This is a genomic window from Pandoraea norimbergensis, from assembly GCF_001465545.3.
In the GTDB taxonomy this organism is placed as follows: domain Bacteria; phylum Pseudomonadota; class Gammaproteobacteria; order Burkholderiales; family Burkholderiaceae; genus Pandoraea; species Pandoraea norimbergensis.
On sequence record NZ_CP013480.3, the window covers coordinates 1,703,659 to 1,729,128 of the forward strand.

The following is a 25,470-nucleotide window of genomic DNA, read 5'->3' on the forward strand; positions in this document are numbered from 1 at the left end:
GAATCTCACGCGGCAGATCCCAAGGCGAATGCCTTGAAAGCGCCATTCCACCGGCTTTCCGGCGCTTTCACGTGAGGTCGAAATCAAAGTAGATCGGGGTTGATGACGGCACGCACGACGACCTGACTTTCGTCTTCGCGGCGACGCGAGGCGAGCCACCAGATGCCGGCTTTCTTGATGGTCCAGTAGGCTTCCTGACCGCTGATGAGCAGGCTGGCGAGTTGGCCGAGGGCGGGTTGGTGGCCGACGATCACGACATTCTGAGCGGTGCCGGGCCAGTCGATGGCGCCGAGCAGGGTCATGGCGTTCGCGCCGGGGGCGAGATCGCGCACGATGCGGGGGCTGGGGGTGAGGGCGTGCGCGGTCTGCACGGCACGTACGGCGGGGCTTGAGAGGATGATGGTGTCTTCGGGCAGTCGGGCGCGCAGCCACAGGGCGGCTTTTTCGGCTTGTTTGCGGCCGCGATCGGTGAGTTCGCGGGCCAGATCGGCTTGCGCGCTGAGGGCGAGGGTGGCGGGCAGGTTTTCGGCGTCGGCGTGACGCCAGAGAATCAGGTTCATCGACACGGGTTCGAGCATGTTGAACCTCCCAATATGGCGGGTTTTCGTGGCGGCGGCGTGACCGTCGGCGAGACTTTTGCGGCGTGCGGCAACTACGTAATCGCAAGCGAGTGCATGGCCATTGTGCCAGCCATCGGAAAGAATTCTTGCAGAATTGGCGCGTCTATTTGACGCAGCGCCGAGAACCCTCTACAATTCGCCCTCTTCGTCGGAGCGTAGCGCAGCCTGGTAGCGCATCTGATTTGGGATCAGAGGGTCGTAGGTTCGAATCCTATCGCTCCGACCAGCAGGATTGAAGGTGAAGGGGTTAGCTTCGGCTAACCCCTTTTGTTTTTGTGCGGGCGATGCTCCCAATCGTCGTTGGCACCGCTAGTACCCCCGGGACATCTCCATGGTGTACCTGCCACCCTTCTGATCGGCAGCGTTCGAATTCCGTCCGCGCGGTGCTCAATGCATCACCGCAAGGTGCTGGCCATGAGCGCCCACATGCCCTGTCGCACGTAAAGCCGCATTACCTTCCCCACGCGACGACACAACGCTCCAAAAAAAGGCGCTTCAGGCTGCCGTTGCCCTGCTTCTCCTCCCGGTAAGCCAAACTCATCATTCGATCGGCTCTTAGGGGCTTACAACGCAATCTGGTGTGTTGTTTGCACCGTTTTGCCACGGCTAACCGGCTACCTTCCGAGTTTTTTGATTTGTTACGCCTAGCTCGTGGCATGAGACGCAGGCATAGCGCGCCCATGTAGCGGCCGAATCGCCTCCACCTGACTATCCACGAGATGCGGTTTCTGACGCCGCGCTCGCGCCGAAGCGTTGAATCGCCCTCTAAACTCAGTTCCTTCACGGCCCCATGTTTGGTCGAGCGGAACCGGGTTGGAGGCCGAGACAAAGTGCGCCCATCTCAGTGCTTTGGAGCTCCAAATGATTTGGATCGTAGTGGCGGTTGTAACAATCAGCGCACTCACAATTCTTGCCACGATACTGGCGTGGAGGAACGGCAAGCGGATGAACCGTGCGTCGAATAGCGAGCCGTCGACGATAGAGCGGGACAGATGGGTCCGTTCTCCCCGGACAACCCGAAATAAGAAACTTCGACGCTTTGACCGAGCCAAGATCTACTACGACCCCAAGCAATTTCGACGCCCTCGTTAATCGGCAGATGCGCATGTTGCGACGAGGTTCGTCCCGCTGCTGTCGTGGAGCTTAGCGACCCGCAACGCGACACGCCGATGCGTTCACATCGCATTCGTCAAATTGACTCCGTTATGCGCTCCTTGATTTGCTGGAACAACGCGACACAACGGCTGCGGCGATCAGAAAGCAGTTTGGGGAGTGGACTTCATCTGGCGACGCGTAGTCGGGGTTTGGTTCAGGTGATTTTTTGATAACTATTGATAAGGATGATAAAGTGACACGCGTCGCAGCCAGATATCTACTGGAGAAATTCATGATCAGCGCTGAACTAGGCCGACAGCTTGAGGCTTACATCACAGAGCTTGTCGAGAAGGGGCGTTACGGCTCGAAGAGTGAGGTGCTGCGCGAGGGAGTGAGACTGATTCAGGATCGGGAAGCTCAGCTCGCGGCGCTGGATGCCGTGGTCGAGCGGAGTGTCGCTGACTCGGACGCTGGGCGTGGCCAGCCGGCTACTGATGTGTTCGACCGACTCGAGAGGAAGTATCAGGCGATGGTGACCGACAAGGCATGATCGTTCACATACTCCCGGAAGCCATCTTCGACCTTGAATCCATCGGCGATTACATCGCGCTCGACAACCCTGGCCGGGCGATAACGTTCATTCAGGAGCTGCGGGCCAAATGTTTGGACCTTCCCGACATGCCGCTCGCGTTCCCGTTGGTGCCCCGCTACGAGCGATACGGAATCCGTCATCGGGTTCACGGTAACTACCAAATCTTCTACCGCGTGATCGAGTCGAAAAAGCGAGTCGATGTCGTTCACGTCATCCACAGCGCGCGCAACTACGCTGCGATTCTGTTCCCGTAAGTGTTCCATCAAAGAATCTGGAGAGGGCGAAAGAGCGCTTCGGCCGAGTGAGTTGCCATCCGCGTCCATCACTCCACCCCCATATGCCCGCGATCGTTGATTTCGCGGATGAGTGAGCGCAGCGCGCTGACGATACGCTCGGTTAAGCCCTCGGGCGGACGTCGTTTCGCCCACACCAGTCCCACATCCATCGACGGCACGCTTGTGCTCAGATCCCGCCGCAAGATTCGTCCACCATCGATCGACCATGGGCGGTAGACCAGATCCGACAGAATCGACACGCCATAGCCTTGCGCCACCAGACTGCGAATCGATTCAATAGACCGCGTGCGGAAATGCACGACCGGTTCAACATGCGCTGCATGCCAATAGCGCTCGACCGTCTGCACGTGTTCGTCCATATCCAGTAGCAGAAACCGCTGACCCCGTACGTCGTCGAGCGTGACGCTCGCCTTGTCGAGCAACGGGTGCCCGGGGCTCGTCCAGAGCCGGCGCGTGGAGCGCAGCATCGTCTGCAAGACCAGCCCGTCGGCCACCACATTCGACACCAGCAGTAACGCCAGATCGATGTCGCCGGCGAGCACCTCCGCTTCCACCGCTTCGCGATCGCCCTCGATCAGCGTGAGTTCGACATTCGGGAAACGCTTGGACAACATGCTCGCCACCGAAGGCAACAAATACGCCGAAATCGTCTCAGTGACCGCAAGCCGCAGGCGCCCGCCAGCATCGTCGGGCAAGGTGCGTGCTTCGTGAAGCGCATCGTCGGTGGCGTTCAAAATGCGATACGCATGCCGTAGAAACCGTTCTCCCGCCTCAGTCGGGCGCAACCCCTTCGCATGCCGGACGAACAACTGCGCCCCCACGATCACTTCCAGATTCTGCAACGCAATCGTCAACGACGACTGCGAAGCACTGCACCGTTCGGCGGCCCGCATCACTTGCCCAGTCTCGGCCACGGCCACGAAATACTCGATCTGACGGAGGGTTGGCTTCATTTAAAAAATCAATATTGCAAAGTATATTTTTTATATTAGTAATAAAAAGAGCCGCTGTATAGCATCGGAACATCGATTCCTATAGAGACGGACGGGACATGGTTCAGGAGGTCAAGCCCGGGTTCTGCACGCTGTGCAGATCTCGCTGCGGCACGCTCAATCGGGTGGAAAACGATGCACTGATTGCGGTCGAACCCGATCCGTCGCATCCGAACGGCGCTGCCATGTGCCGCAAGGGCAAGGCCGCGCCTGAACTCGTGCATCACCCCGACCGGCTGACGACACCGTTACGCCGGACCGCGCCCAAGGGGGCAGACGATCCCGGCTGGCAGCGCATCTCGTGGGACGAAGCGCTGACTGAAATTGCGACGCGGCTAGGCGACATCCGCCGAGAAAGCGGAGCACATGCCGTGGCCTTCGGCGTGACGACGCCGAGCGGGACGCCGTTGTCCGACAGCATCGACTGGATCGAACGCTTCATCCGGGTGTTCGGCAGCCCGAACACCGTCTACGCGACGGAAATCTGCAACTGGCACAAAGACTTCGCACACGCATTCACGTTCGGCTGCGGCATGCCGACGGCCGACTATGCGCAAGCGGACGTCATCATGCTCTGGGGCCACAACCCGACGAGTACCTGGCTGAGTCAGGCCAACGCCATCGGGCGCGGACGTGTCCGCGGCGCGAAGCTGCTCGTCGTCGACCCGCGCAAAACGCCGCTTGCTGCCGACGCCGACGCGTGGCTGCCGGTGCGCCCCGGCACCGATGCCGCATTGGCGCTCGGTCTCGCACGCAGGCTGATCGACACCGGGCGCTATGACGAGACATTCGTGCGCCGGTGGACCAACGCCCCATTACTCGTGCGCAACGACAATGGCCTCTTCCTGCGCATGGGCGATCTGAACACGACGCCTGCGGGCGATGCGCTTCCCGATGCCTTCGTGATCTGGGACGAGGCCACTGGCGCGCCTCAGGCCTACGACACAACGCACGCGCTAAGCCGCGACGCCGCCAATCGCGCGGCCCTGCGCGGCGAATTCATCCTGAGCGCCAATGACGGCTCGCACATCAGTTGTCGGCCGGCGTTTGATCATCTTTGCGAAGGGCTCGCCGATTACGATCCGGTGACGGTGAGCGAATTGTGCGGTGTCTCGCCTGAACAACTCGATGCCGCAGCCAACCTGTTCACCGGCGCCCAACGCGTGGCTTATCACGCCTGGTCCGGTGTCGCGCAGCATGCGAACGCCACGCAAATCGAGCGTGCCATCGCTGTCGTCTATGCACTCACAGGAAGCTTCGACCGGCGCGGCGGCAATCGCGTGATGACGCGCCAACCCGTGAACGCCGTCAGCCAGCACGATCTGTTGAGTCCTGAGCAACAGGCGAGAGCACTGGGCATCGACGAACGCCCGCTGGGGCCGCCAGCGCGTGGCTGGGTGACGGCACGCGACACGTACCGGGCGATTCTCGACGGCGATCCCTACCGCGTGCGAGCGCTGTTCTGCTTCGGCACCAATGTGCTGGCTTCGCAGGCCGACTACGAGATGGCGCGCGACGCGCTCGAAGCGCTCGAATTCCACGTCCACTGCGATCTGTTCGAGACGCCCTCTGCGCGTTACGCCGATATTCTGCTGCCGGTGAATACGCCGTGGGAGCGCGAAGGACTGCGTGCGGGCTTCGAAATCGACGACCGGGCCGACGCCTTGATTCAACTGCGTCAGCGCATGGTGTCGCCGCGCGGTGAATCGCGCAGCGACAACGACATCGTGTTCGATCTCGCCGTGCGGCTGGGGATGGGCGAGGCCTTCTTCGGCGGCCGTCTCGAAGCCGGCTGGAATTACCAGCTTGCCCCGACCGGACTCGACGTGCAGACGCTGCGCGCGCATCCCGAGGGCATCTCACGTCCGCAGCCGCAGTACGAGCGCAAGTACGCTCGCACCGAGGCAGGCGGCGTGCGCGGGTTTGCCACCGAAACCCGGCGCGTCGAGCTGTATTCCGAGCGGCTGCTGCGTCACGGCTATCCGCCGGTGCCAGTGCATGTGGCTGTGCGTGCCACGACCGAAGTCGACGGGGCACATTTCCCGCTGGTCCTCGGCTCAACCAAGAACGGCTACTACTGCCACAGCCAGCATCGCGGACTCGCGAGTCTGCGCATGCGTGCCCCCGACCCGGTGGTGCATCTGCATCCGTCGTTGGCAGAGCAGAAACAACTCGCCGCGGGCGACTGGGTGAAGGTGACGACACCGGCCGGTGTTGCTCGCTTTCGCGCCGCGTTCGACGAAGGGCTCGCGCCCGATGTGGTGCTCGCAGAGTATGGCTGGTGGCAGGCATGCGACAGCGTAGGCCGTCGCGGCTTCACCATGGCCGGTGAGCAGTCGAGCAACTACAACGCGTTGGCGACGGCGCAGGACATCGATCCCATCAGCGGATCGTCGCCGTTGCGGTCATTACGCTGCGACATTACACGTGATGCAGCAAGCGATCCGGCGCATCGGCCGTGGCAAGGCATGGCGCGATTTCGCATTGCCGGACTCACCCCGGCGGCAGACGGCGTTCGCGCCATCGCGTTCGAACCGCTCGACGAAGTGGGGCTGCCCGACTATCTGGCGGGACAGCATGTGACCGTGCGCGTGCCGATTCCGGGCCACGCGCAGCCCCTGACTCGTGCCTATTCGCTCACAGGACCGGCCAATGAGCGCGAGCGTCGCGGCTATCGCATTGCCGTGCGGCATCAGCAAGGGCGCACGCGTGAAGGCGAGGCGTTCGAGGGCACGGTGTCCAGTTGGCTCAACACGGGTGCGCGCGTGGGCGATGTCATCGAACTGGGCGCACCGTCTGGACGCTTTGTTTTGCCGCTGCAAACCCGACAACCGGTTGTGTGCTTCGCCGGCGGTATCGGCATCACGCCGTTTCTCTGTTATCTCGAGTCGCTGGCAGCGCAAGCGGAGCAGGCCGGACACGCGACGACGCAGACCCCTGAGGTTTGGCTGCATTACGCGAACCGAAACGGTGCCACGCACGCATTTCAGGCGAGACTGGCGGCGCTCGCGCTGCGTCTGCCCGGCATCCACATCGTCAATTACTACGACGCACCCCGCGATGCCGATGTGCTTGGCCGCGATTACGCCACCACCGAGCGGTTGTCTGCTGCCGTGGTGTCCGACGACCTGATCGCCCGTCGCGCACGCTTCTACCTGTGCGGCCCGGAGCCCATGATGGCCGCCGTGATGGGCGGGCTTGCCGCCCGTGGCGTGCCCGCGTTCGACATGTTCAAGGAAGCGTTCCGCTCGCCGAGCGCGCCGCGTGTCGATGCCGACGCCGCATGGCCGGTCACCTTCGCCCGGTCGGGACGCGAAGCCGTCTGGACGCCGTCGCAGGGCAGTCTGCTGTCGTTTGCAGAATCGCTGGGGCTGACATTGCCGAGCGGCTGCCGCGTCGGGCAATGCGAGAGCTGCGCGGTGCGCGTGCTGTCCGGCGAAGTCGATCACATGAGCGACGTCGCGCTCGACGAGCCCGGCATGTGTCTGGCCTGTCAGGCCGTGCCGCGCGAAGCCGTCGTGATCGACGCCTGAAATTTCCATCCCATTTCGAAGAGGAACCTTGTTCATGAAAATCATCGACGCCCAAGCCACTCGCGACGCACTGGCGTTCGGCCCGTTGCTGGACGCATTGCGCACCATGTTCATCGAGGGGTGCGAAGTGCCGTTGCGCCACACGCACATCATTCCCGAACCGGGGATGCAGGCCGGCATGACCGTGCTGATCATGCCGGCATGGCAGCCGGGCGGGCTGATGGGTATCAAGACGGTGAACATTGCGCCGGCCAACGCACAGCGTGGTGTGCCGGGGCTGCATTCGACCTATCTGCTGTACGACGCGAGTACCGGCGTGCCGCTCGCGCAGATGGACGGCAACGAGATCACATCGCGCCGCACGGCAGCCGCCTCGGCGCTGGCCGCCTCGTATCTGGCGCGCGAAGACGCGTCGCAGCTTGCGCTGCTCGGCGCGGGACGCGTCGGTTCGCTGGTGCCGCTCGCGTACCGTGCTGTGCGCTCAATCACGCATGTCAGCGTGTGGGATCGCGATACGCAGGCCGCAGGACGTCTTGTCGAGCGCTTGCAGGAGCAGGGTCTCGATGCCGTCGTCAGCAAGAGCGCCGAAGCGGCTGTCGACGGTGCGGATATCGTCACCTGCGCGACCCTCGCCACCGAGCCGGTGGTGCAGGGCGAGTGGCTTGCCCCGGGCGTGCATCTGGATCTGATCGGCAGCTTCACGCCGCAGATGCGTGAGGCCAGCGACTCGTGTTTTGCGGGGGCTTCGCTATTCGTCGACACCGAGGAAGCGCTGGCGAAATCAGGCGAACTGCTCGGCCCGATGTCGCGCGGTGTGTTCTCGGCGCAGGACGTGCGCGGCACGCTGGCCGATCTGTGCCGCGCGGGACGCTTGCGTCGCGAGGGTGCTGGCGAGCGCACGGTGTTCAAGGCGGTCGGCACGGCGCTGGAAGATCTGGCGGCCGCTAAGCTCGTCTGGCAGGCAACGCAATAAGACCGATCGCGTCGAGCGCGACAGCAAAAAGTGGCGGGCGGCGGTGTGCCGCAACCGAGGGGCAGGGGACTAGACGGAAATACGGGGCGGGCAGTGCGCGGTACGGCATCGCCGATCAATACACACATAAGGGAACGCAGGAAATGAAACCGGGAACTTCACTATCGAGCACGATGGAAACGCCACACGACGGCGGCCCTCTGGAGCGTCTGGCGGCGTCGGTCACACGCTGGTCGGAACGCTGGTTTCCCGACGCGTATCTATTCGCGGCGCTGGCGGTCATCGTCTGCGCGGGCGGCGCGTTGGCGATCGGTGTGCCGGCCGTCAAGGTGGGTGTGGCGTTCGGTGACGGCTTCTGGAGCCTGATTCCGTTCACGATGCAAATGGCCATCGTGGCCATCTCGGGCTACGTGGTGGCGGTCTCGCCGCCGGCGGCGCTGCTCATCCGCAAGATGGCGGCTTTGCCGCGCAGCGGTCGCAGCGCGGTGGCGTACGTGGCGTTCGTCAGCATCGTGCTCTCGTTGTTCAACTGGGCCATCAGTCTGGTGTTCAGCGGCTTGCTGGTGCGGGCGATTGCGCGGCGCGAGAACATTCGCATGGATTACCGTGCCGGTGGCGCGGCGGCCTATCTGGGCATGGGCGCGACGTGGGCGCTCGGCCTGAGTTCGTCCGCCGCACAGTTGCAGGCCAATCCGGCGAGTCTGCCGAAGGCGCTGGTCGAGATCACCGGCGTGATCCCGTTCTCCGACACGATTTTCCTGCCGCAGTCGATGGCGATTGCGGGCGTCCTGACGGTGGTGTCTGTCGTGCTGGCCTATTTTTCGGCGCCGCGTGACGCGCGTGCGACGTTGGCCGCCGACCTCGGCGTGTCGCTCGACGATACGACGAAGACCTACGCGAAGCCGCAACGTCCGGGCGATTGGCTTGAGTACAGCCCGATCGTCACGGTGCTGATCGTGGCGCTCGGTGTGCTCTGGATCGGGCACGAGTTCACGACGAAAGACCCGTTGCTGGCGATCTCGAACCTGAACACGTACAACTTCGTCTTCTTGATGCTGGGCATGCTGCTCAACTGGCGTCCGCGCCGCTTTCTCGATGCGATTGCGAAGTCGGTCCCGTCGGTGGCCGGCGTGTTGATTCAGTTTCCGTTGTATGGGGGCATCGCGTATCTGCTGACCAAAGCGCCGGGCATCGATGGGCAGACGCTCTCACATCATCTGTCGAGCTTCTTCGTGGCGATCTCGTCGCAGTCGTCTTTCCCCGGCGTCATGGGCGTGTATTCGGCGGTGCTGGGCTTTTTCGTGCCGTCGGGCGGGGGCAAGTGGATCATCGAAGCGCCTTACGTCATGCAGGCCGCCAACGATCTACATGTTCATCTGGGATGGGCGGTGACGGTCTACAACGCCGCCGAAGCGTTGCCGAATCTGATCAATCCGTTCTGGATGCTGCCGTTGCTCGGCGTGCTCGGTCTGCGTGCGCGCGATGTGGTCGGTTATACGTTCACGCAACTGCTGGTGCACTTCCCGGTGGTGATCGTCATGCTGTGGCTGCTGGCGCAAACGTTGACCTATCATCCGCCGGTCATGCCGTGATGGTGTGATGGTGGGGAAGGGCGTCATTCGCCGGATACCGCCTCTGGGTATCCGGCGTCCTTGAGATCGGTAGCGGTCGAAGTGCGCCTGTCAGGCAGTCTTTCCGCCATGTACCGCCCCGGCGACGTGCCGAGTGCGGTGCGAAACATCGTCACGAAACTCCCGGCGCTTTCGTAGCCCAGGTCGTCAGCCACCTGCTGAACGGACGCGCCGCTACTCAGCCATTTCACCGCCAGCATGAGATTGAGTTGCTGCCGCCAGCGACCGAAACTCATCCCGGTTTGCTCGGTCAGCAAACGCGAGAGCGTTCGCTCGCTCACGCCCACGTGTCGTGCCCAGGTTCGTATCGTTCCGCGCTCGGCGGGCGTCTCCATGATGGCCTCGGCAATCTTGCGAAGCCGCGAATCGGACGGCATCGGCAGATGGAGATTGCCAATCGGCGCGGCGGCGAGTTCGTCGAGCAGCAGCACCGCCAGGTGCGACTCCGCACCGCCTTCCGGGTAGCGCATCGGAAACGACGCGGAGCGAATCACCAACTCGCGCAGCAGTGGCGTCGTCGAGATCGCACAGCACGTCGACGGCAGATGCGATGCCACGGCTGGATCGATGAAGGCCACGTACACCTCCACGGTGCCCGCCGCCGTCACCTTGTGCAGCACACTGCCGGGCACCCAGAGCGCGCTCTGGGGCGGCACCATCCACAGACTGCCCTCGATCTCGCAGGTGAGCGCGCCGCGCAGCAAGAGCATGAACTGCGCCTTCTTGTGTGTGTGGAAGTCCTTCTCATGCCGGTGTTCGCCATCGTCAGTGGTGGCGACATCGATGCCCGCAGCACCGATCGTCACCACCGGGCGAGGGACGAGGTCCGGGTCTTCCCATTCGAAGGGATCGGTCAAGGAGGTCAGCACAGGCATGGCATGAGCGCTCAGGCGCGGTTTTCAGACGATTGGCAAGAATTCAGAACATATTGGCGGAATTTCCCAATGTCGCCAAGTCACGCCTTTTCTACCATGCATCCACGGCGCGCGGATTTTCCGTTCGCCATGGCGCATAGGAAGCGAATCATGGATTCATTGAGTGTCGGGCGTGTCGAGCAAACCTTGCAGCGGCTTTTTCTTGAGGCGGAGCAGGCCGACGGACAACTGATGGCGCAGTTCGACACCGGCTCGCCAGCGCACGCCGAGCAAACCCTCGCCGAAGCCGTCGACGAGATGATGGCTGCGGAGCGGCGCGATCTGCGCGGCGTCTATCGGGGCTATGCAAAGAACTTTCTCAACGTCACACCGGCGTATGGCCGATTTCTCTATGAATGCGCGCGCATCTGCAAAGCGACACGCATCGTCGAGTTCGGCACGTCGATGGGCATCTCGACGATCCATCTGGCGGCGGCGCTTCGCGACATGGGCGGCGGTCATTTGATTGGAACGGAGCTTGAGCCGGAGAAAGCAGCACGGGCACGCGCGCATCTCGAGGAGGCGGGGCTTGCCGATCTGGTCGACATCCGTGTCGGCGACGCGCGCGAGACGCTCGCCGATGTGGGCGGCGAGATCGACATGGTGTTGCTCGACGGCGCGTTCAGCCTCTATCTGCCGATACTCAAACTGCTGGAGCCGCATCTGAAGCCCGGCACGCCGATTCTTGCTGAAAACGCTTTCGATCACGACAACGAGTATCTGGCGTACGTCCGCAACCCGGCGAACGGGTATCTCTCGCAACCGATCCCCATCGACGAGGGCCGGGGCAACGAATTTACGGTGGTGACGCGATGAACATGAGAGCCCCCGACGCCGTGATACCCCAACCGGGGCCTGTCAGCCGCGCCCTGATTCGCCTGTTCATGAAGCAGGCGCGCATCGTTCACGCAGAAGCACTCGCCGATGACGTTCGTCTGCTGACGATTGAGAGCGCCGCGTTCCGAGGCGTCGACTGGGTGCCCGGACAAAAGATTCAACTGACCATGGGCTCGGCATTTGTCGCGCGAACCTACACGCCGATCGAATGGGATAGCGCGGCGGGCAGAACCCGCATCGTGTCCTATGCGCACGGTAGCGGGCCGGGAAGTACGTGGGTGCGCAATGTGATGCCGGGCGACGAGTGCACTGTCTTCGGCCCGCGAGCATCGCTCGATGTCGGTCGCATATCGGGTGTCTGCGTGATGCTCGGCGACGAGACGTCGATTGCCTTGATGTATGCGTTTCGCCAGCGCCTTGCCGACAACGCCGTCAGGTGTCTGCTTGAAGTCGGCGATTTGGTGGATACGCATGAAGTGCTGGGGCGGCTGGGCCTCGACGGCGTCGAATTGTTCGGTCGTTCGGCGGGCGATGCGCACCTTGATGACATGGCGAGTCGCTTGTCGGCACCTGCGATGGCCGGTGCGACGTTTGTCCTGACGGGTAAGGCTTCTTCTATTCAGCGCTGGCGCCGGGAACTGAGCGCACTCGGCGTGCCTGCCGCAAGAATCATGGCCAAAGCGTATTGGGCGCCCGGCAAGACGGGGATGGACTGAGTCGGTGTTTCTCCTGTTCGGCGACGTGGGGTGGTGATGGGGACGCCGGTGTTCCCCGTCGTTGCTGGCTGAGTGCTTGATGTCGCGTGCGAGGGCATATCGTTTTCGTCGTGATAGGATCGCTCTATCCACGTGAACGTAGTCGTGGCATTTATCCGATCCGGGCTCGCCATCAGGCGAACACATCAGGAGGCCAGTATGTCTGCCGAGCAGAAGACGTCGCATCGCGGGTTCACCATCATCACCGTTCTCGAGCGGCTCTCCAAAGGCCGCGCGCGACTCTCCGCCAAAGTGCTGGCGAATGACGAAGGTCACAAGCAGCGGCTCGGCGGCAAGAAACTGCTGCAAGCGAAGCGCTGGTTCGATCACTTCGCCGACGATCTGGCCGAGCCGGTGATCGCTGGCCTCAAGCACACGATCGATCTCGAATTGGCTGCCGCCGCGCGTACGGCTGCCGCGAAAGCAAAGGTGTCGGCCGACACCGCCAAGCCTGCAAAAGCGGTTAAGCCCGCTAAGCCCGCTAAGCCCGCTAAGCCCGCTAAGGTTGCAAAGGCTGCCAAACCCGCGAAAGCTGTTAAACCCGCAAAGGCAGCAACGCCGCCCAAGGCGGATAAACCCGCCAAGCCGGTGAAAGCGGCGAAAGCCACCAAGCCAGCCAAGCCGGCGGCGACGCAATCCGCCAAGCTGCGCAAAGTCGTCAAGCCGGCCAAACCGGCGCCGGTCGGTACGCCTGCTGCAAAGCCCTTGAAAACGGTCCCGGCTAGCGGCACAGCCTGAGTCGCTGACTGACTGTGAAAGCGTTCGGCAACTAGCAACGCGAAAGACACATCGCTCGCAACGCTGTCTGAATCTGCTGCAAGAAAAACGGCGCGCGCCTCTTCGGCGACGCGCCGTTTTCTTTTTGGGTGGTGCCGATATTCGTTGAATCGTGCAGAGATTTTCAACGCATCACGCCACTTCATTCCTCCTCCCGAATAGCGGATATCACGCTCACCGAAGCAATGCGAACGTGCGTGCATATGTTGCCAATTACGAGTGTTGCAATCGCACCACTGCTGTGCGAAACGGCCATTTCTCGTGTCAGAATGCACCCGCTTGCGAATGACCGGCGGTGCTTTTCCCTCATAAGGAAAGCACCGCTGATCATTTGGTGAGTACTCCATTGCATATGCGGTTGCAGCAATCCGTGTCACGGGGCACGTGGCAGCCGGCATCGTCTGGAGAGATCCGCTCAGCGGACAAGAATTCAAAAAAAATCATTACCAAAGAGGATAAGAATGAAGCGCATCCAACGTACCGCACTGGCCCTCGCCAGCTTCGCAGTGGCCGCACCGGCCATGGCTCAAAGCAATGTGACGCTCTACGGCGTGATCGACGCTGGCATTGGCTATGTGAACAACGTTGCCTCCGGCCTGAACGCCAAGGGCGCCCACAACATCCAGGCCGTGAGCGGTATCGGCCAAGGCAACCGTTGGGGCCTGAAGGGCTCGGAAGATCTGGGCAGCGGCCTGAAGGCCGTGTTCGTGTTGGAAAACGGCTTCGCGCTCACCAACGGCACGATGTCGCAGAACGGCCGCATGTTCGGTCGTCAGGCCTACGTCGGTCTGCAAAGCACGCAAGCCGGTACGGTCACGATCGGTCGCCAGTACGACTCCGTGGTCGACTTCGTGAGCCCGCTCACGTCGGCCAAGCAGTGGGCCACGCAATACGGTGCGCACGTCGGTGATATCGACAACCTGTACAACTCGTTCCGCGTGAACAATTCGATCAAGTACACGAGCGTGAACTACAACGGGTTCTCGTTCGGCGCACTCTACGGGTTCAGCAATCAACCGAACACCGGCAACGGCACGGGCTTCTCGAACAACAACGCATGGAGCGTGGGCGCTTCGTACGCCAACGGCCCGTTGATGGCTGCCGCCGGCTACATGCACCTGGCTGGCCCGGGCACGGCTAACGGCAACGGTGCCGTGACCAACGACTACTCGAGCGCCACCGACATCTTCTACACGAGCGCCGTCGACAAGCACGATATCGCCGCTGCTGGCGTGTCGTACCAGATTCAGGCCGCGACGATCGGTTTCGTGTACAGCTACGCGAAGATCAACTACGTCAACCAGTCGTCGATTCGCGTGAACACGTTCGAACTGAACGGCAAGTACCAGATCACGCCGAACCTGTTGGGCGGTCTGGCATTCGTCTACAGCGATGGCAGCGTGAGCGGTGCGACGGCACTGTCGGGTATCAGCAAGGGCACGAAGCCGCGCTGGTTCCAAGTCAACGCTGGCGGCGTGTACGCGTTCAGCAAGCGCACGGAATCGTACCTGACGGGCGTCTACCAACGCGCAACGGGTGATGCAGTGGTGGCAGCGATCGACAACGTGGGCGGCCCGACGGGCACCGGCGCACAGTCGCAAATCGCCGTGATCGCTGGCCTGCGCCACAAGTTCTAAGCAGGCAGGGGCCGAGGGCCGAGGGTCGAGTGCCGAGGGTCGGCAACGGCTCCGGCCGTCTACGGGAAAGCGGGTTGTGGGGAAATCGTGCGGTGTCGTGCTGATTTTCCGCGTCTTTCCTGCTTTTCCCGGCCCAAACGGGCTCCGCTGCGGTTAGTGGAGCCCGTTTGCATCATAGGGTCCGCAAATCGTGTGCAATACACGCGCTTTGTGTGTATAATCCCGACCTTGTCCAAAACTTGGGCATCGCGGGGGAATTGTGCTCAGTGACGAACGAAGAGCGCGGTTTCGCCATCAGTCAACCCATTCAGCCAGTCTGGAAGGCGGGATGTACGCTTCGGGGCCAGCGCAAATGCGCAGGTAGCGAGGGCGAACATTAAAAGCCAATCGGGAGATCGCCGAGGAGGTGAGTCGCGGTCCCGCCAGATGTGGTGTAGTGCAGTCCGTGGCAAGTCCGTTCGTCGCGCCTGGCAGGAGGAATCTCCGGCAGGGCGGTGAAGGGTATCTTTGCGCGGTAGTTAATATTCCGGCTCTCTGAGCCGATTCACTATACGAGTTATTGCATGACCAAGATCGTTATCAAAGACGGTGAACCCGTTGAAGTCGCACTGCGTCGTTTCCGCCGCGCCATCGATGGCACGGGCCTGATCAAGGAAGTCAAGGCACGTGCGGCTTACGAAAAGCCGACGGCTGAGCGCAAGCGCAAGAAGGCTGCTGCCGTGGCCCGTCTGCGTAAGCGCCTGCGCAGCCAGACGCTGAAGAAGAAGATGTACTAAGCATGCCTTGCGCCGTTACGGCGCATTGGTTTGCGAAGTCGAGAAAACCCGCCGCGAGGCGGGTTTTTTCTTGGGCGGGTCTCATGTGGTGCTTTGCTACACTCTGGGCCACAGCGCTCTGCAATACCCCGCCCTGCAATACCCATCAAGCGCGATATTTCCCCACGATTCCGATATGAAAACGTTGACTCACGAAGCGCTCGACGCGCTGACCCAGCAAGCCGAACAGTCGCCGCGTCTGCGCATGAACCAGAATCTGCACGACGCGCTTGAAGACCCGATTCAGCGTCTGGCGATCGCCATGGAACCGGCGACCTACATTCGCCCGCATCAACATCAGCAGACGTGGGAGTTGCTCACGTCGCTGCGGGGCCGTTTTGTCGTGCTGACGTTCGACAACGAAGGTGTTGTCACCGACCGGAAAGTGTTGGGCGAAGACACGGCGGTGACCGAAACGGCGGCCGGCACGCATCACGCTGTGCTTTCGCTCGATGCTGGTGGCGTGATCTTCGAAGTGAAGCATGGCCCGTATCGCCCGTTTGTCGAAGCCGATTACGCGAGCTGGTCGGCACCGGCGGACACGCCGGAAGCCACCGCCTTCATGGCGTGGGTGAAGACGGCGCAGATCGGGGATCGCTGGGCGGCCTGAGTGACAGGTGGCTAGCCGCTGGAGGCTTGTTTTTCCAAGCGGCTTGCCTGGCCAGAGGTGAGGGCAAACCTGTGCAGGTTTGCCCGGTCAGCGCGTCCAGCCCTGAAATTCGGCGGAGAGCGAGTGTAATGCTTGTGCTGCCGCCTCTACCGCATCGCGCCAGTCGTTTGCGGCCTTCCCTGCCTTCCCCGCGTTTGCCGCGTTTGCCGCTGGTGCGCCGAACAGCCGCATCTGTGCGTACCCGATGACGGCCGACTGCGCCGATGCGTCCACGTGCCAGACAGGCACGCCCAGCCCCCCGGCGAGGTGGGTGCGGGCAATATCCAAAGAAATCACGAGGTCCAGATTGTCGATGAGGGCAGCCTCGTCGGCGAGGTCGTCGCAATCGGCGCGCCAGTCGATCCAGTCGACACGCGAGGGTGGTGTCGCGTCGGTGACCGCGTGAGCGTGCGTGCCGAGCGGCACCCACGAAACGCCGGGTACTGCGAGCAGCGGGATCAGCGGTGTCAACGCGGTCAGCCGCGCGAGTCCGGCGAGTTCCGTTGATTGGTCGGCGGCGTTCGCGCTAGCGGGCGACCGGCCAAAAGCGGCCGCATCGTCCGGCGTCGTGCCCATACCGGCACGTTGAGTGCCAGCCGTGACGCCGGGCCATGCAATCCCTACGCAAAGCCCGTGTTGTGCTGACGCGGCCAACCGGTCGCGCCAATGACGTGCGGACGTGGCGGCGACGCGCAGATGGGGCATGCCGGCATGCGCGGCGGCGGCGTGTGGACCGAGGGTCCGGGCCAGCGCGCCCAGCGCACAGCGAAGATCCCAGTCGGAGACGTCGCGCGGCATGCGCGAGAGTACGACCACGCGATCTCCCAGCGACCATTCCACGAGTCGCCGCACGTTGGCGGGGCCAACAAATCCCACTTTGCCGAATCGTGCCGCGGCGGTCTCCAGATGACGCAGTTGCCCCACGATGTCACCCTCGTGCCCGGTGCCGATCACGATCAGGTGCTGATGCAACGTGTCGCCACCCCCAGCCCACGTCGGCAAGGGGCAATCGGGATGCGGGCTCAATGCTGCGCCGACTTGGGCCCAGGCATGGGCGATGGCATCGGTGGTGTCAGGGAGCGAGGCGTTACCAAAAGCGTCGCCCGAGGCAGGCGAGCAGGGGGTGGGCGTGCGAGAAGAAGGCTTCGTCATGCGAATCCCGGCGTCGAGAATGGGCAATCCGGCGAAGAGACCGCACCGGGCGTCCGACAGGGGCCGAGGGGCGGCAACGTGCGCCTGCGCAGGTCTGGCAGGCTCGTGAGAAATGATAGGGGAGGGGGCAGGCGGTCGCGGTGTGTGGCTTTTGCCATCGGGCCGGTTTCGTTTGCCGGCGGGCAAAATATTTGTCGCCGGACGACGTCGCGGAAGACGTCATCCGGCGCCCAGTGCCAGTCGCCAACGCAGCGGTTGGCGGGCGCGTGAAATTACTGCGAGGCGGTCTTCTTCTTTTTCACGACCTTCTTCGGTGCGGGTGCATCGTCGTCCTGAACGCCCAGTTGACCGCCCGTGCCCAGGCCACCGGCAACGTTCTGTTGCTTGTAATTCTTCACGGCGCGCACGACGTTGTTGTACGAGTCGGTGAACGCAGCGACGATGACCTTGCCTTCCGCCGTGTTCGAATAGCCGCCCAGCGAGCCGCCGGCCGAGCTGCCGATGATGCGGCCCAGTGCGCCGAAGTCCATGCTGCTGGCGCTGCCTTCTGCGGCGGCGATCTGCACGCTGGAGCGATTGTCGATGACGGTCAGCAGCGTGCTGGCTTCCTTCGAGTTCATGCTGCCGGCGAGCGCACCGATGGCCGCGCCGATGCCGCCCGGCAGCAGGCCGGCGACGCTGGCGCCAGCACCGCCGGCGTTGTTGTTGGTGAACGTGATCGACGGGCTGATCGCGTAGTCGGCGGCCACCATCTTGCCCTTGCCGAAGTTCGATTTGTTACGCAGTTCGCCCGAATCCTGAAGGGCACGCTCGCCCATGATGGTATTCATGCCACGGCCGCGATCGACCACGACGAAGCAGTTCGACTGTTGTACCAGGAGCTTGAGCACGGGCACTGTGGAGCCCAGTTTGTATTGACCGGTCAGCACGCCGTACCACGGGGCGGTGGTGTCTTCGATGACGGCGATCGTGCCGAGCGGGCGGTCGCATTTTTCGAGCTGCTGATTGGCATTTTCCGAGTTCGCACCGCCAGCTGAGCCAGTGGCAGCCGTCTTTGCGCTGCTGCTGCCCATGTTCATGGTGGAGCAACCCGCCGTGATGCCTGCTGCGAGAAGCAGGGCGGTGACTTTTACGAGTTGGTGTGCCATTTTCCTAGTTCTTTAGAATGTTGTTCTGGAAGATGGGCAGCGTTGCCGGTGTCGATAAAGCGTCGAGCCGGCCGAGTCGGTGTCGCTGCCGCATGCCAGGAGTCCTGAAGCGGAGAGATCGGCATTGATAGGCGATCTACGGTAGGACTCCTACGCTGAAATGCTCCGTAAGAACATCCCGCGCCGCATGCTAGCACGTCGGAAATGGGTGGCAATCCTATCAAAAATCACGGGGATTACGAATGGATTAGGGCACTGATTCCCGGTGTATTAGGAAAAGATTAAGGGTTATCCATACGTATATTAACTATCTTCCGGCAACGCCAATGGCGGCGGGAGTTTGCGAGCCGTCTATGTGACGTTATTATTACGGCGATACGCATAGGGATGATGTTATTCGGCAAGTGCGATCAGACGGCCATTAAGGTTGCGATGAAGTCAAAGGCGTGCGAATCAAAGCGCACCCAAGTCCTCCGGGGGTTATTGGTAAAACTGTAATCAGGAGAGCGACGCAATGGCAGCAAGCATGAATGGCACGATCGCATTGGCGGGCATGGCTGGTGTTCTGACGATGGTTTTCGGTGCGGTGCCGGCCTATGCCGCGGGTGGCATCTGTAATGGCCGTTCCGCAATCATTACGGCATGGCAATGCACGGAGAATGGCAAGACGGGAACGTGTCTGCTGTGGGGCAGTGACAAGGTGCGTGCAGGTGCGTGGACCGTCAAGGGCGCCTATGTGCTGGAGGGCCCGGATCTGAGCGCGAAGAGCGTCAGCTATCAGGAAGCATGCGGGACGGGGCGCTGTGCGCGACCCGAAATGGCCGGGTGCTCCGAGCCCGTTGATGCGGGAACGCCGAAAACGCAGGCGTATCGGACGTTGACCAACTAGTCCTTGGTCCCCCCGACAGGAATCGAACCTGTATCTAGCGCTTAGGAGGCACTCGTTCTATCCATTGAACTACAGGGAGGGCGCGAGGACTGCCGATACGTGGATCGTAGGTCTCGCGAGCGCAAGAGTATATCAAAAAGCTATTTCCGGGCGGCGGCGACATGTAACGGCCCGGGATTCCGCCTAGGCGAGGCGCGCCCTTGTCGCCTCGTCGATCTGTTCGCGCACGGCACGCAGCAGTGGTATCGCATCCGTGTACTGCCGCCCGTATGCCAGATTGAACGCGTAATCGAAGTCCGGCGGATTAAGGCCCTGCGTGTGTTGCAGCAGGGTTTCGAGCTTGTCGAGCGCTTTGACCGCGCGGGCTTCGGGCGTCGTTGCCTGCACGTACTCCTCCCACCAGCCGACGATTTGCGCACGCATCGCCGCGTCCAGCGGTTCGCATATCGTCAACAGGTCGCGTCGCTCGACGTCGTCCTTGCTGCCACCCGCCAGCTGCGCCGGCGCGGGTACGTCGCCACCCAACGCTTCGCCCAGATCGTGAACAAGACATAACGCCAGCACCTTCGTACTGTCGACGTCGCCCAACTGATCCATGAACAACATCGCCATCAGACTGAGTCGCCAGCTGTGCTCGGCGGTGCTTTCCTGACGTCCGGACGACGTGTAGCCACTTCTGAGCACGTCCTTCAGCCGTTCACACGTGCGCAGAAAATTCAGCCTGCCTTCGATCTGTTCTTGCGTCATATGAGTCATGTGCGTCATGTGAGCCGCCTCCCGTTCCAGTCCATGCCATTACAACGCATCAGCATAGGTCTGGGCCGTCGCCGGCGCTACGCATAAATTATGCGTGGCAGACGCTGCCAGTCTTCACCGCGATCACAGCGTCTCGACCAGCCGCGCAACGGTGCCGTCGGAGAGCGTGAGGCGCGTCCATCGGCAGCGGCTGGCCCGAATCGGCACCTCCGCCGAAGCATTGCTGCCGGTATCGAACTCGATCGACGGCGCGCGCTGTTCATACCATCCCGCATCACGCAGTGAGGCTTCGCGCGCGACGATCGCCTCGGTCGCGAAGGGCCACAACGACACCCCCATCAATATCGGCAACGGCTGCGAAAACTCCGCCGCACGCGATGCGGAGCACGCGAGCAAGCGATGCGTGTGATCGCACACGAGATGCACGGCGCGCGCGTCGTACGTCACCAACCGTTGCAACGCGTAATCACCCGCCGAGTCCAGCCGCGCCGCGAACAGCGCTTCGATACGCGCGAGCGCATCGTCCGTGATCGGCAACGTACCCGCTTCCCAGCGCGATACTGTCGACTGCGAAACGCCGAGCCATTGCGCCGCATGCGCCTGCTTGATACGTCGCAATACGCGCCACCGCCGTAACGTCGCGCCGGGCGCCGCCAGCGCAGGCATACCCGCTCGATTTTCCATGGTGTGTCTCCTGCAACACTGAACTCGGGAATTTCCCGATAGAACAACTGTGCGCGCCATTTGTTCCATTGACGCTACAAATTGGCGCTCCTAGAGTCGGGGCCATGATGACTCGACCCAACCCGCTCATGAAAACGTCCGCCCTCAAGCGTGCGACGTATCGCGTTCTGCGCGAGTAGCCGCTGCCCCTCGACGCACGCCTCACATCGCGATAGCCCATCTCGCCAATCGCATCTTTGCGTGAGCGCGCGTTCTCCCACACCGCCCCTTGCCGATCGACGTGCGCTACCCGCGCACGGCGCGGCGTCGTGCGCCCTGACGTTTGCCTGCCGCCCGGCGATTGCTGCTTGCGGCGACGGCTGACGCCCGGCGTCGTGGGGCACTGTTTTCTTCAACAAAAGAAAGACGCCAAGCCCCATGACGCATATCACTCGCAAAACGCTACCGCTCGCCAGCGCCGCACTCCTTCTCGCGACAACTGCGGCTCCCGCCTTCGCCCAATCGAGCGTCACGCTCTACGGCGTTATCGAAGCCGCCATCGTGTCACAAAATCACGCCAGCCCAACGGGCGGCCAAGTCGTCTCGGTCAATCAGGCGGGCGAGGGCTTTCTCTCGGCAAGCCGCTTCGGCCTGCAAGGCATCGAAGACCTTGGTGGTGGAACGAAGGCACGCTTCGTGCTCGAAAACGGCTTCAATTCGCAAGCCGGCACGTTCGATCAACAGGGGCAACTGTTTGGCCGGCAGGCGTTCGTCGCTTTGCAGGGCGTGTGGGGCGAAGTCGCGCTGGGCCGTCAGTACACCGGCGCGGTCGTCGCGATCTCGATGGTTGATCCGATCTTTATCGGCGCACCGCCCACAAACTCGTGGCTCGTGTACCTCACCGGTCAGCGATTCAACAACGCACTGACGTGGACGAAGAAGTTCGGCCCGTTCGGCATGAACCTGCAATACGCGCTCGGCGGCATTGCAGGGCAGGCCTCGGCGCGCTCGTCGGCGTCGGGCGGTCTCTCGTGGGAGCAGGACGGCAACGTCTTCACCGGCCAATTGCAGCAAACGCACGATTCGCAATGCCGCTCGGCGAAAACGTGGTCGCTCGGCGCGAAGGTGAGTTACGGCCATTGGAAATTCCATGCCGACTATCTGCAAAGCCAGCGCGATCCGGGCTTCGATGTGACCAACGGAGGCCTCGACTACGCGTCGATCACCAACATGAGCACTGCCGCCACGCCGACCACAGTGGCCGCCATCGGCTCGGTGTTCTCCGCCGCGCGTCGCGATCAGTTCTTCACGCTCGGCGCGAGCTATCTGCTCAATCCGTCGTGGCAGTTCATCGTGGCCTACATGCAGGACAACACGAGCGCCGTGAACTTCAGTGGCAAACGGCAGACGGTCTATGGCGTCGTCGATTACTTCTTCTCGAAGCGCACCGACGTGTATTTTGCGGCGGCGTACGAGCGGGTCGATGGCGGCTGGTCAGGACTCTTCGGCACGACAACCACCAATTGGACCGGTGGCAATGGCGTGAAGCTCAATGGTTACGACAACCAGATGAGCTACTACGTGGGCCTGCGTCATCGCTTCTGATGACCGATGAAACGCAAGCGGCGCAGCATCGAAAAATGCTGCGCCGCATGAGGAAACCCCTTGCTGTGCCTGCGTTTGCAGGGCGTCGCGCAACGAATCTGAAATAGCTTAGGTGTTTTCCCGATAGGACATTTTGTCTGTCCATTTGTTCTATTGACCGGACATTATGACACTTCCAGAATCGCCGCATGGATACCCCACTACCGCTTCCGAAGTACCACCAGATCTACCTCGTGCTGCGCGAGCAATTGCAGGAGGGGCGTTTCGACCGGGACGGCGTGCCGGGCGAGCATCTGCTGGCCGAACAGTTCAGTGTCGCGCGCATCACGATCCGCAAGGCCATGGAAATGCTTGTCGCTGACAAACTCGTCGTGCGGCGCCCGGGGCTGGGCACGTGGCCCTTGCATGCCGGGCAACGCACCGGTGGCGGCATGGGCGGTATCTCTCGCGAAAAGGCACACCTCACGGGCTTGCTCGAGAACATCGTCAACATGGGCTTGCGCACCACGGTGTCAGTGCTGGAGTCGTCGCTTGTCGGCGCCAGCGACGCGGTAGCCGATGCCCTCGCGCTCGCCCCCGGTGCACCGGTCTACAAGAGCATTCGTGTGCGAAGCACGCAAGCCGGACCGCTCTCGTACATCACCACGCATGTGCCCGAGGGCATTGCAAAGATCAGTCGCGAAGAGTTGGAGCGCAAGCCGCTGCTCATGCTCCTCGAAGAAGCCGGTGTCGAACTCGGTGGCGCCACCCAAACCATCTCCGCGCGTCTGGCCGACGCCGTCGTGGCGCGCCATCTCGACATTGCCGTCGGCTCCGCGTTGCTCGCGGTCACGCGTCTGGTGCGCGACGTTGCCGATCGCCCGGTGCAACTGCTGCAAGGCCTGTATCGCCCCGATCGCTACCAGTACCAGCTTCAGCTCTCGCGCGTCGGTGATATCGACGCCAAGGTCTGGGTCAGCGAAGAACTATCCGCTCAATTCCACTGATCCACCGCTCGCAATTGCCCACCACCGCCCACTACCGCCTAAGCCCGGAGAATCGTCAATGAGTTCGCGTCGCACGTTCCTGCGTCAGTCCACCGCTCTGGCCGCGCTCGCCGCCGCCACCACCGCACCGTTTGCCGCGCGCGCTGCGGGCAAGCCCATCAAGATCGGCGTGTTGCACCCGGTCACCGGTGCGCTTGCGTATTCGGGCCAGCAGTGCCGCCTCGGCGCGCTGCTCGCCATTGACGACATCAACGCGGCCGGTGGCATCAAGTCGCTCGGCGGCGCGCCCATCGAAGCCGTGCTTGGCGATGCGCAGTCGCGCCCCGAAGCCGGTTCGGCCGAAGTGGAGAAGATGAACGAAGCCGGCGTGTCGGCAATCGTCGGTGCCTATGCATCGGCGATCTGTCTGGCGACGACGCAGACCGCAGCAAAATACGGTCTGCCGCACGTGGTGGATGTCGGCGTCGCCGATCAGATCGTCGAGCGGGGTCTCACCAACACCTTCCGCTTCGGCCCGGGCTATCGCATGTGTTCGCTGCGCGCGGTCGACGACCTCGCCGCACTCAACGATGCGGCGGGCAAGCCTGCCAAAACGGTGATGATCGTGCATGAAGAGTCGCTCTTCGGCACCGGTACCGCTGCCTTGTTGCAGAAGGAATTGCCGGCGCGCGGCTTCGAAGTGAAGGAAGTCATCAAGCATGCCAACCCGACGCGCGACTTCAACAACATCGTGCTGCGCATGCGCTCGGTGAACCCGGACATCGTGATTCCGGCGAACTACTACAACGAGTACGCGCTGCTGCTGCGCGCCATGAAGCAGCAGAAGATCCGCCCGAAAGCCATCTACTCGGTGCTGGGCGGTGCGGCGTCGAGCTACAAGTTCCTGAAGGAGTTTCCCGAGATCGCCGACGGCATCATCGATTGCAACCACTGGTTCAATCCGAAGGATGCGCGCGTGGCCTCGCTAAAGAAGCGCACGGAAGCCAAGGGGGCGTTCTTCAGCTACGAAGTCTTCATGACGTACACCGCCATGATGCTGCTGGCCGACGCCATCGAGCATGCCAAATCGGTCGATCGCGCGGCGATCACGGCGGCGCTCGCGGCAAGCACGTTCAAGGATCACCTGATGCCCTACGGCCCCACGAAGTTCGTGAACGGCCAGAACACGGGCGCGCAGCCGCTGCTCACGCAAGTCTCCGGCGGCGACATCAAGGTGATTCTGCCGGACAGCTACCGTCAGGTCGCGCCGGTCTTCCCGCTCAAGGCCTGACGCGATGCTCGACCCGGTCATTCTGCTCTCGGCCCTGCTCAACGGGCTGACGACCGGCGCGGTGTATGCCCTTATCGCGCTCGGTCTCACGCTCGTCTACGGCGTGCTGCACATCATCAATTTCGCGCACGGCGCAGCGCTCATGGTGGCCCTGTACGCCGTCTGGCTGCTCCGCGAGAAGCTCGGCATCGACCCCTATCTGGCGCTGCCGTTCGTCACGCTCGGCATGTTTGCGCTCGGCTATGCGTTGCAGCGGGTGGTCATCGAGCGGGCGAGCCACGGCAAGGACGAGAACATTCTGCTCGTCACGCTCGGGCTGGCCATCGTGCTGGAGAACCTGGCACTCGTGTGGTTCAAGTCGGACACCCACACCATCGACACGCCGTACACGCTCGCTACCGTCGATATCGGGCCGGTCATGCTGGCCGTGCCGAAGCTGATCGCCTTCGGCGGTGCACTCGCAACGGCAGCCATCCTGTTCTGGATCATGCGCGCTACCGATCTTGGCCGCGCGATTCGGGCGGTCGCGAAAGAGAAGCACGGCGCAAAGCTCATGGGGATCGACGTGGAGCGCGTATATGCGGTGTCGTTCGGCATCGGCATGGCCTGCGTCGGGGCGGCGGCGTGTTTCCTGTTGCCGACGTACTACGTCAATCCGCAGGTCGGCGGTGGCTTCGTACTGGTGGCCTTCACGATCGTTGTGCTCGGTGGCATGGGCAGCTTCACGGGGGCACTGGCCGGTGGCTTGCTCATCGGTGTGGTCGAGTCGCTCGGCGGCCTGTGGTTGGGCGATTCGCTCGGCCAGATGGGCATCTTCGCCATTTTCATCATCGTCGTGCTGCTGCGTCCGCAGGGGCTGTTCGGTGCGCGCGCCTAAGGAGCCTG

Annotated in this window: 23 protein-coding genes and 2 tRNA genes; 17 read left to right on the forward strand and 8 right to left on the reverse strand. The window is 62.5% G+C overall.

Going from position 1 to position 25,470, the window contains the following annotated elements:
- Positions 1–83 precede the first annotated feature (83 nt).
- Positions 84–560, reverse strand: coding sequence for a SixA phosphatase family protein (locus AT302_RS07655; RefSeq protein ID WP_058380175.1), 477 nt, complete (start codon positions 558–560; stop codon positions 84–86).
- A gap of 209 nt (positions 561–769) precedes the next feature.
- Between AT302_RS07655 and AT302_RS07660 the strand changes: the two genes are divergently transcribed.
- The 3 genes from AT302_RS07660 (at position 770) to AT302_RS07670 (ending at position 2,561) form a co-directional block, all read left to right on the forward strand.
- A tRNA-Pro gene (locus tag AT302_RS07660) sits at positions 770–846 on the forward strand.
- Between the two features lie 1,161 nt (positions 847–2,007).
- Positions 2,008–2,265, forward strand: coding sequence for a type II toxin-antitoxin system ParD family antitoxin (locus AT302_RS07665; RefSeq protein ID WP_058377921.1), 258 nt, complete (start codon positions 2,008–2,010; stop codon positions 2,263–2,265).
- Positions 2,262–2,561: a type II toxin-antitoxin system RelE/ParE family toxin gene (locus AT302_RS07670; RefSeq protein ID WP_058377922.1), complete on the forward strand. Its 300-nt coding sequence runs from the start codon at positions 2,262–2,264 to the stop codon at positions 2,559–2,561. Before AT302_RS07665 ends, AT302_RS07670 begins: the two co-directional genes overlap by 4 nt.
- Before the next feature lie 68 nt (positions 2,562–2,629).
- Here the strand turns inward: AT302_RS07670 and AT302_RS07675 are convergent, their stop codons facing one another.
- Positions 2,630–3,556, reverse strand: a complete 927-nt coding sequence (locus AT302_RS07675; protein WP_058377923.1) for a LysR family transcriptional regulator — start codon at positions 3,554–3,556, stop codon at positions 2,630–2,632.
- Positions 3,557–3,654: 98 nt separating this feature from the next.
- Here AT302_RS07675 and AT302_RS07680 point away from each other — a divergent pair, with 98 nt between their 5' ends.
- The 3 genes from AT302_RS07680 (at position 3,655) to AT302_RS07690 (ending at position 9,693) form a co-directional block, all read left to right on the forward strand.
- Positions 3,655–7,128, forward strand: coding sequence for a molybdopterin-dependent oxidoreductase (locus tag AT302_RS07680; protein ID WP_058377924.1), 3,474 nt, complete (start codon positions 3,655–3,657; stop codon positions 7,126–7,128).
- A 34-nt stretch (positions 7,129–7,162) separates the two neighbouring features.
- Positions 7,163–8,101, forward strand: a complete 939-nt coding sequence (gene lhpI, locus AT302_RS07685; RefSeq protein ID WP_058377925.1) for a bifunctional Delta(1)-pyrroline-2-carboxylate/Delta(1)-piperideine-2-carboxylate reductase — start codon at positions 7,163–7,165, stop codon at positions 8,099–8,101.
- A 143-nt stretch (positions 8,102–8,244) separates the two neighbouring features.
- Entirely contained in the window at positions 8,245–9,693 is a 1,449-nt protein-coding gene (locus tag AT302_RS07690; RefSeq protein ID WP_058377926.1) for a short-chain fatty acid transporter, read from the forward strand.
- Between the two features lie 23 nt (positions 9,694–9,716).
- Here the strand turns inward: AT302_RS07690 and AT302_RS07695 are convergent, their stop codons facing one another.
- Positions 9,717–10,589, reverse strand: coding sequence for an AraC family transcriptional regulator (locus AT302_RS07695; RefSeq protein WP_237172090.1), 873 nt, complete (start codon positions 10,587–10,589; stop codon positions 9,717–9,719).
- Positions 10,590–10,610: 21 nt separating this feature from the next.
- Here AT302_RS07695 and AT302_RS07700 point away from each other — a divergent pair, with 21 nt between their 5' ends.
- The 6 genes from AT302_RS07700 (at position 10,611) to AT302_RS07725 (ending at position 16,077) form a co-directional block, all read left to right on the forward strand.
- Complete coding sequence (locus AT302_RS07700) at positions 10,611–11,462, forward strand: O-methyltransferase (RefSeq protein WP_407668830.1); 852 nt, start codon at positions 10,611–10,613, stop codon at positions 11,460–11,462.
- A 2-nt stretch (positions 11,463–11,464) separates the two neighbouring features.
- The gene (locus AT302_RS07705) at positions 11,465–12,199 is read left to right on the forward strand and encodes a siderophore-interacting protein (protein ID WP_058377928.1); all 735 of its coding nucleotides are present in this window, start codon (positions 11,465–11,467) and stop codon (positions 12,197–12,199) included.
- Between the two features lie 198 nt (positions 12,200–12,397).
- Entirely contained in the window at positions 12,398–12,976 is a 579-nt protein-coding gene (locus tag AT302_RS27540; protein ID WP_058377929.1) for a hypothetical protein, read from the forward strand.
- Positions 12,977–13,476: 500 nt separating this feature from the next.
- On the forward strand, positions 13,477–14,652 hold the full coding sequence (locus AT302_RS07715) for a porin (RefSeq protein WP_064675052.1): 1,176 nt from the start codon (positions 13,477–13,479) through the stop codon (positions 14,650–14,652).
- A gap of 563 nt (positions 14,653–15,215) precedes the next feature.
- Entirely contained in the window at positions 15,216–15,428 is a 213-nt protein-coding gene (gene rpsU, locus AT302_RS07720) for a 30S ribosomal protein S21 (RefSeq protein WP_010806331.1), read from the forward strand.
- Between the two features lie 175 nt (positions 15,429–15,603).
- Positions 15,604–16,077, forward strand: a complete 474-nt coding sequence (locus AT302_RS07725; protein WP_058377930.1) for a WbuC family cupin fold metalloprotein — start codon at positions 15,604–15,606, stop codon at positions 16,075–16,077.
- Positions 16,078–16,164: 87 nt separating this feature from the next.
- Here the strand turns inward: AT302_RS07725 and AT302_RS07730 are convergent, their stop codons facing one another.
- Positions 16,165–17,268 (reverse strand): hypothetical protein, encoded by a 1,104-nt coding sequence (locus tag AT302_RS07730; RefSeq protein ID WP_157125718.1) that lies wholly within the window; start codon positions 17,266–17,268, stop codon positions 16,165–16,167.
- Positions 17,269–17,540: 272 nt separating this feature from the next.
- Positions 17,541–18,416, reverse strand: coding sequence for a CsgG/HfaB family protein (locus AT302_RS07735; protein ID WP_058377932.1), 876 nt, complete (start codon positions 18,414–18,416; stop codon positions 17,541–17,543).
- 514 nt (positions 18,417–18,930) lie between these two features.
- Here AT302_RS07735 and AT302_RS07740 point away from each other — a divergent pair.
- Entirely contained in the window at positions 18,931–19,305 is a 375-nt protein-coding gene (locus tag AT302_RS07740) for a hypothetical protein (RefSeq protein WP_058377933.1), read from the forward strand.
- Between the two features lie 4 nt (positions 19,306–19,309).
- On the opposite strand, the gene AT302_RS07745 is transcribed toward AT302_RS07740, so the two are convergent.
- The 3 genes from AT302_RS07745 to AT302_RS07755 form a co-directional block, all read right to left on the reverse strand.
- Positions 19,310–19,384: transfer RNA gene (locus tag AT302_RS07745), tRNA-Arg, on the reverse strand.
- 104 nt (positions 19,385–19,488) lie between these two features.
- Positions 19,489–20,052 (reverse strand): HD domain-containing protein, encoded by a 564-nt coding sequence (locus AT302_RS07750; protein WP_058377934.1) that lies wholly within the window; start codon positions 20,050–20,052, stop codon positions 19,489–19,491.
- Positions 20,053–20,184: 132 nt separating this feature from the next.
- Positions 20,185–20,745 (reverse strand): helix-turn-helix domain-containing protein, encoded by a 561-nt coding sequence (locus AT302_RS07755; RefSeq protein ID WP_237172092.1) that lies wholly within the window; start codon positions 20,743–20,745, stop codon positions 20,185–20,187.
- A 417-nt stretch (positions 20,746–21,162) separates the two neighbouring features.
- Here AT302_RS07755 and AT302_RS07760 point away from each other — a divergent pair, with 417 nt between their 5' ends.
- The 4 genes from AT302_RS07760 (at position 21,163) to AT302_RS07775 (ending at position 25,462) form a co-directional block, all read left to right on the forward strand.
- Positions 21,163–22,329 carry a porin gene (locus AT302_RS07760; RefSeq protein ID WP_058377935.1) on the forward strand — a complete coding sequence of 389 codons (1,167 nt, stop codon included), beginning with the start codon at positions 21,163–21,165 and terminating at the stop codon, positions 22,327–22,329.
- A gap of 188 nt (positions 22,330–22,517) precedes the next feature.
- On the forward strand, positions 22,518–23,315 hold the full coding sequence (locus AT302_RS07765) for a GntR family transcriptional regulator (RefSeq protein ID WP_058377936.1): 798 nt from the start codon (positions 22,518–22,520) through the stop codon (positions 23,313–23,315).
- Positions 23,316–23,373: 58 nt separating this feature from the next.
- A complete protein-coding gene (locus tag AT302_RS07770; RefSeq protein ID WP_058377937.1) occupies positions 23,374–24,585 on the forward strand; it encodes an ABC transporter substrate-binding protein in 1,212 nt (403 codons plus the stop codon).
- A 4-nt stretch (positions 24,586–24,589) separates the two neighbouring features.
- Positions 24,590–25,462: a branched-chain amino acid ABC transporter permease gene (locus AT302_RS07775; protein ID WP_058377938.1), complete on the forward strand. Its 873-nt coding sequence runs from the start codon at positions 24,590–24,592 to the stop codon at positions 25,460–25,462.
- The last annotated feature ends 8 nt before the right edge of the window (positions 25,463–25,470 follow it).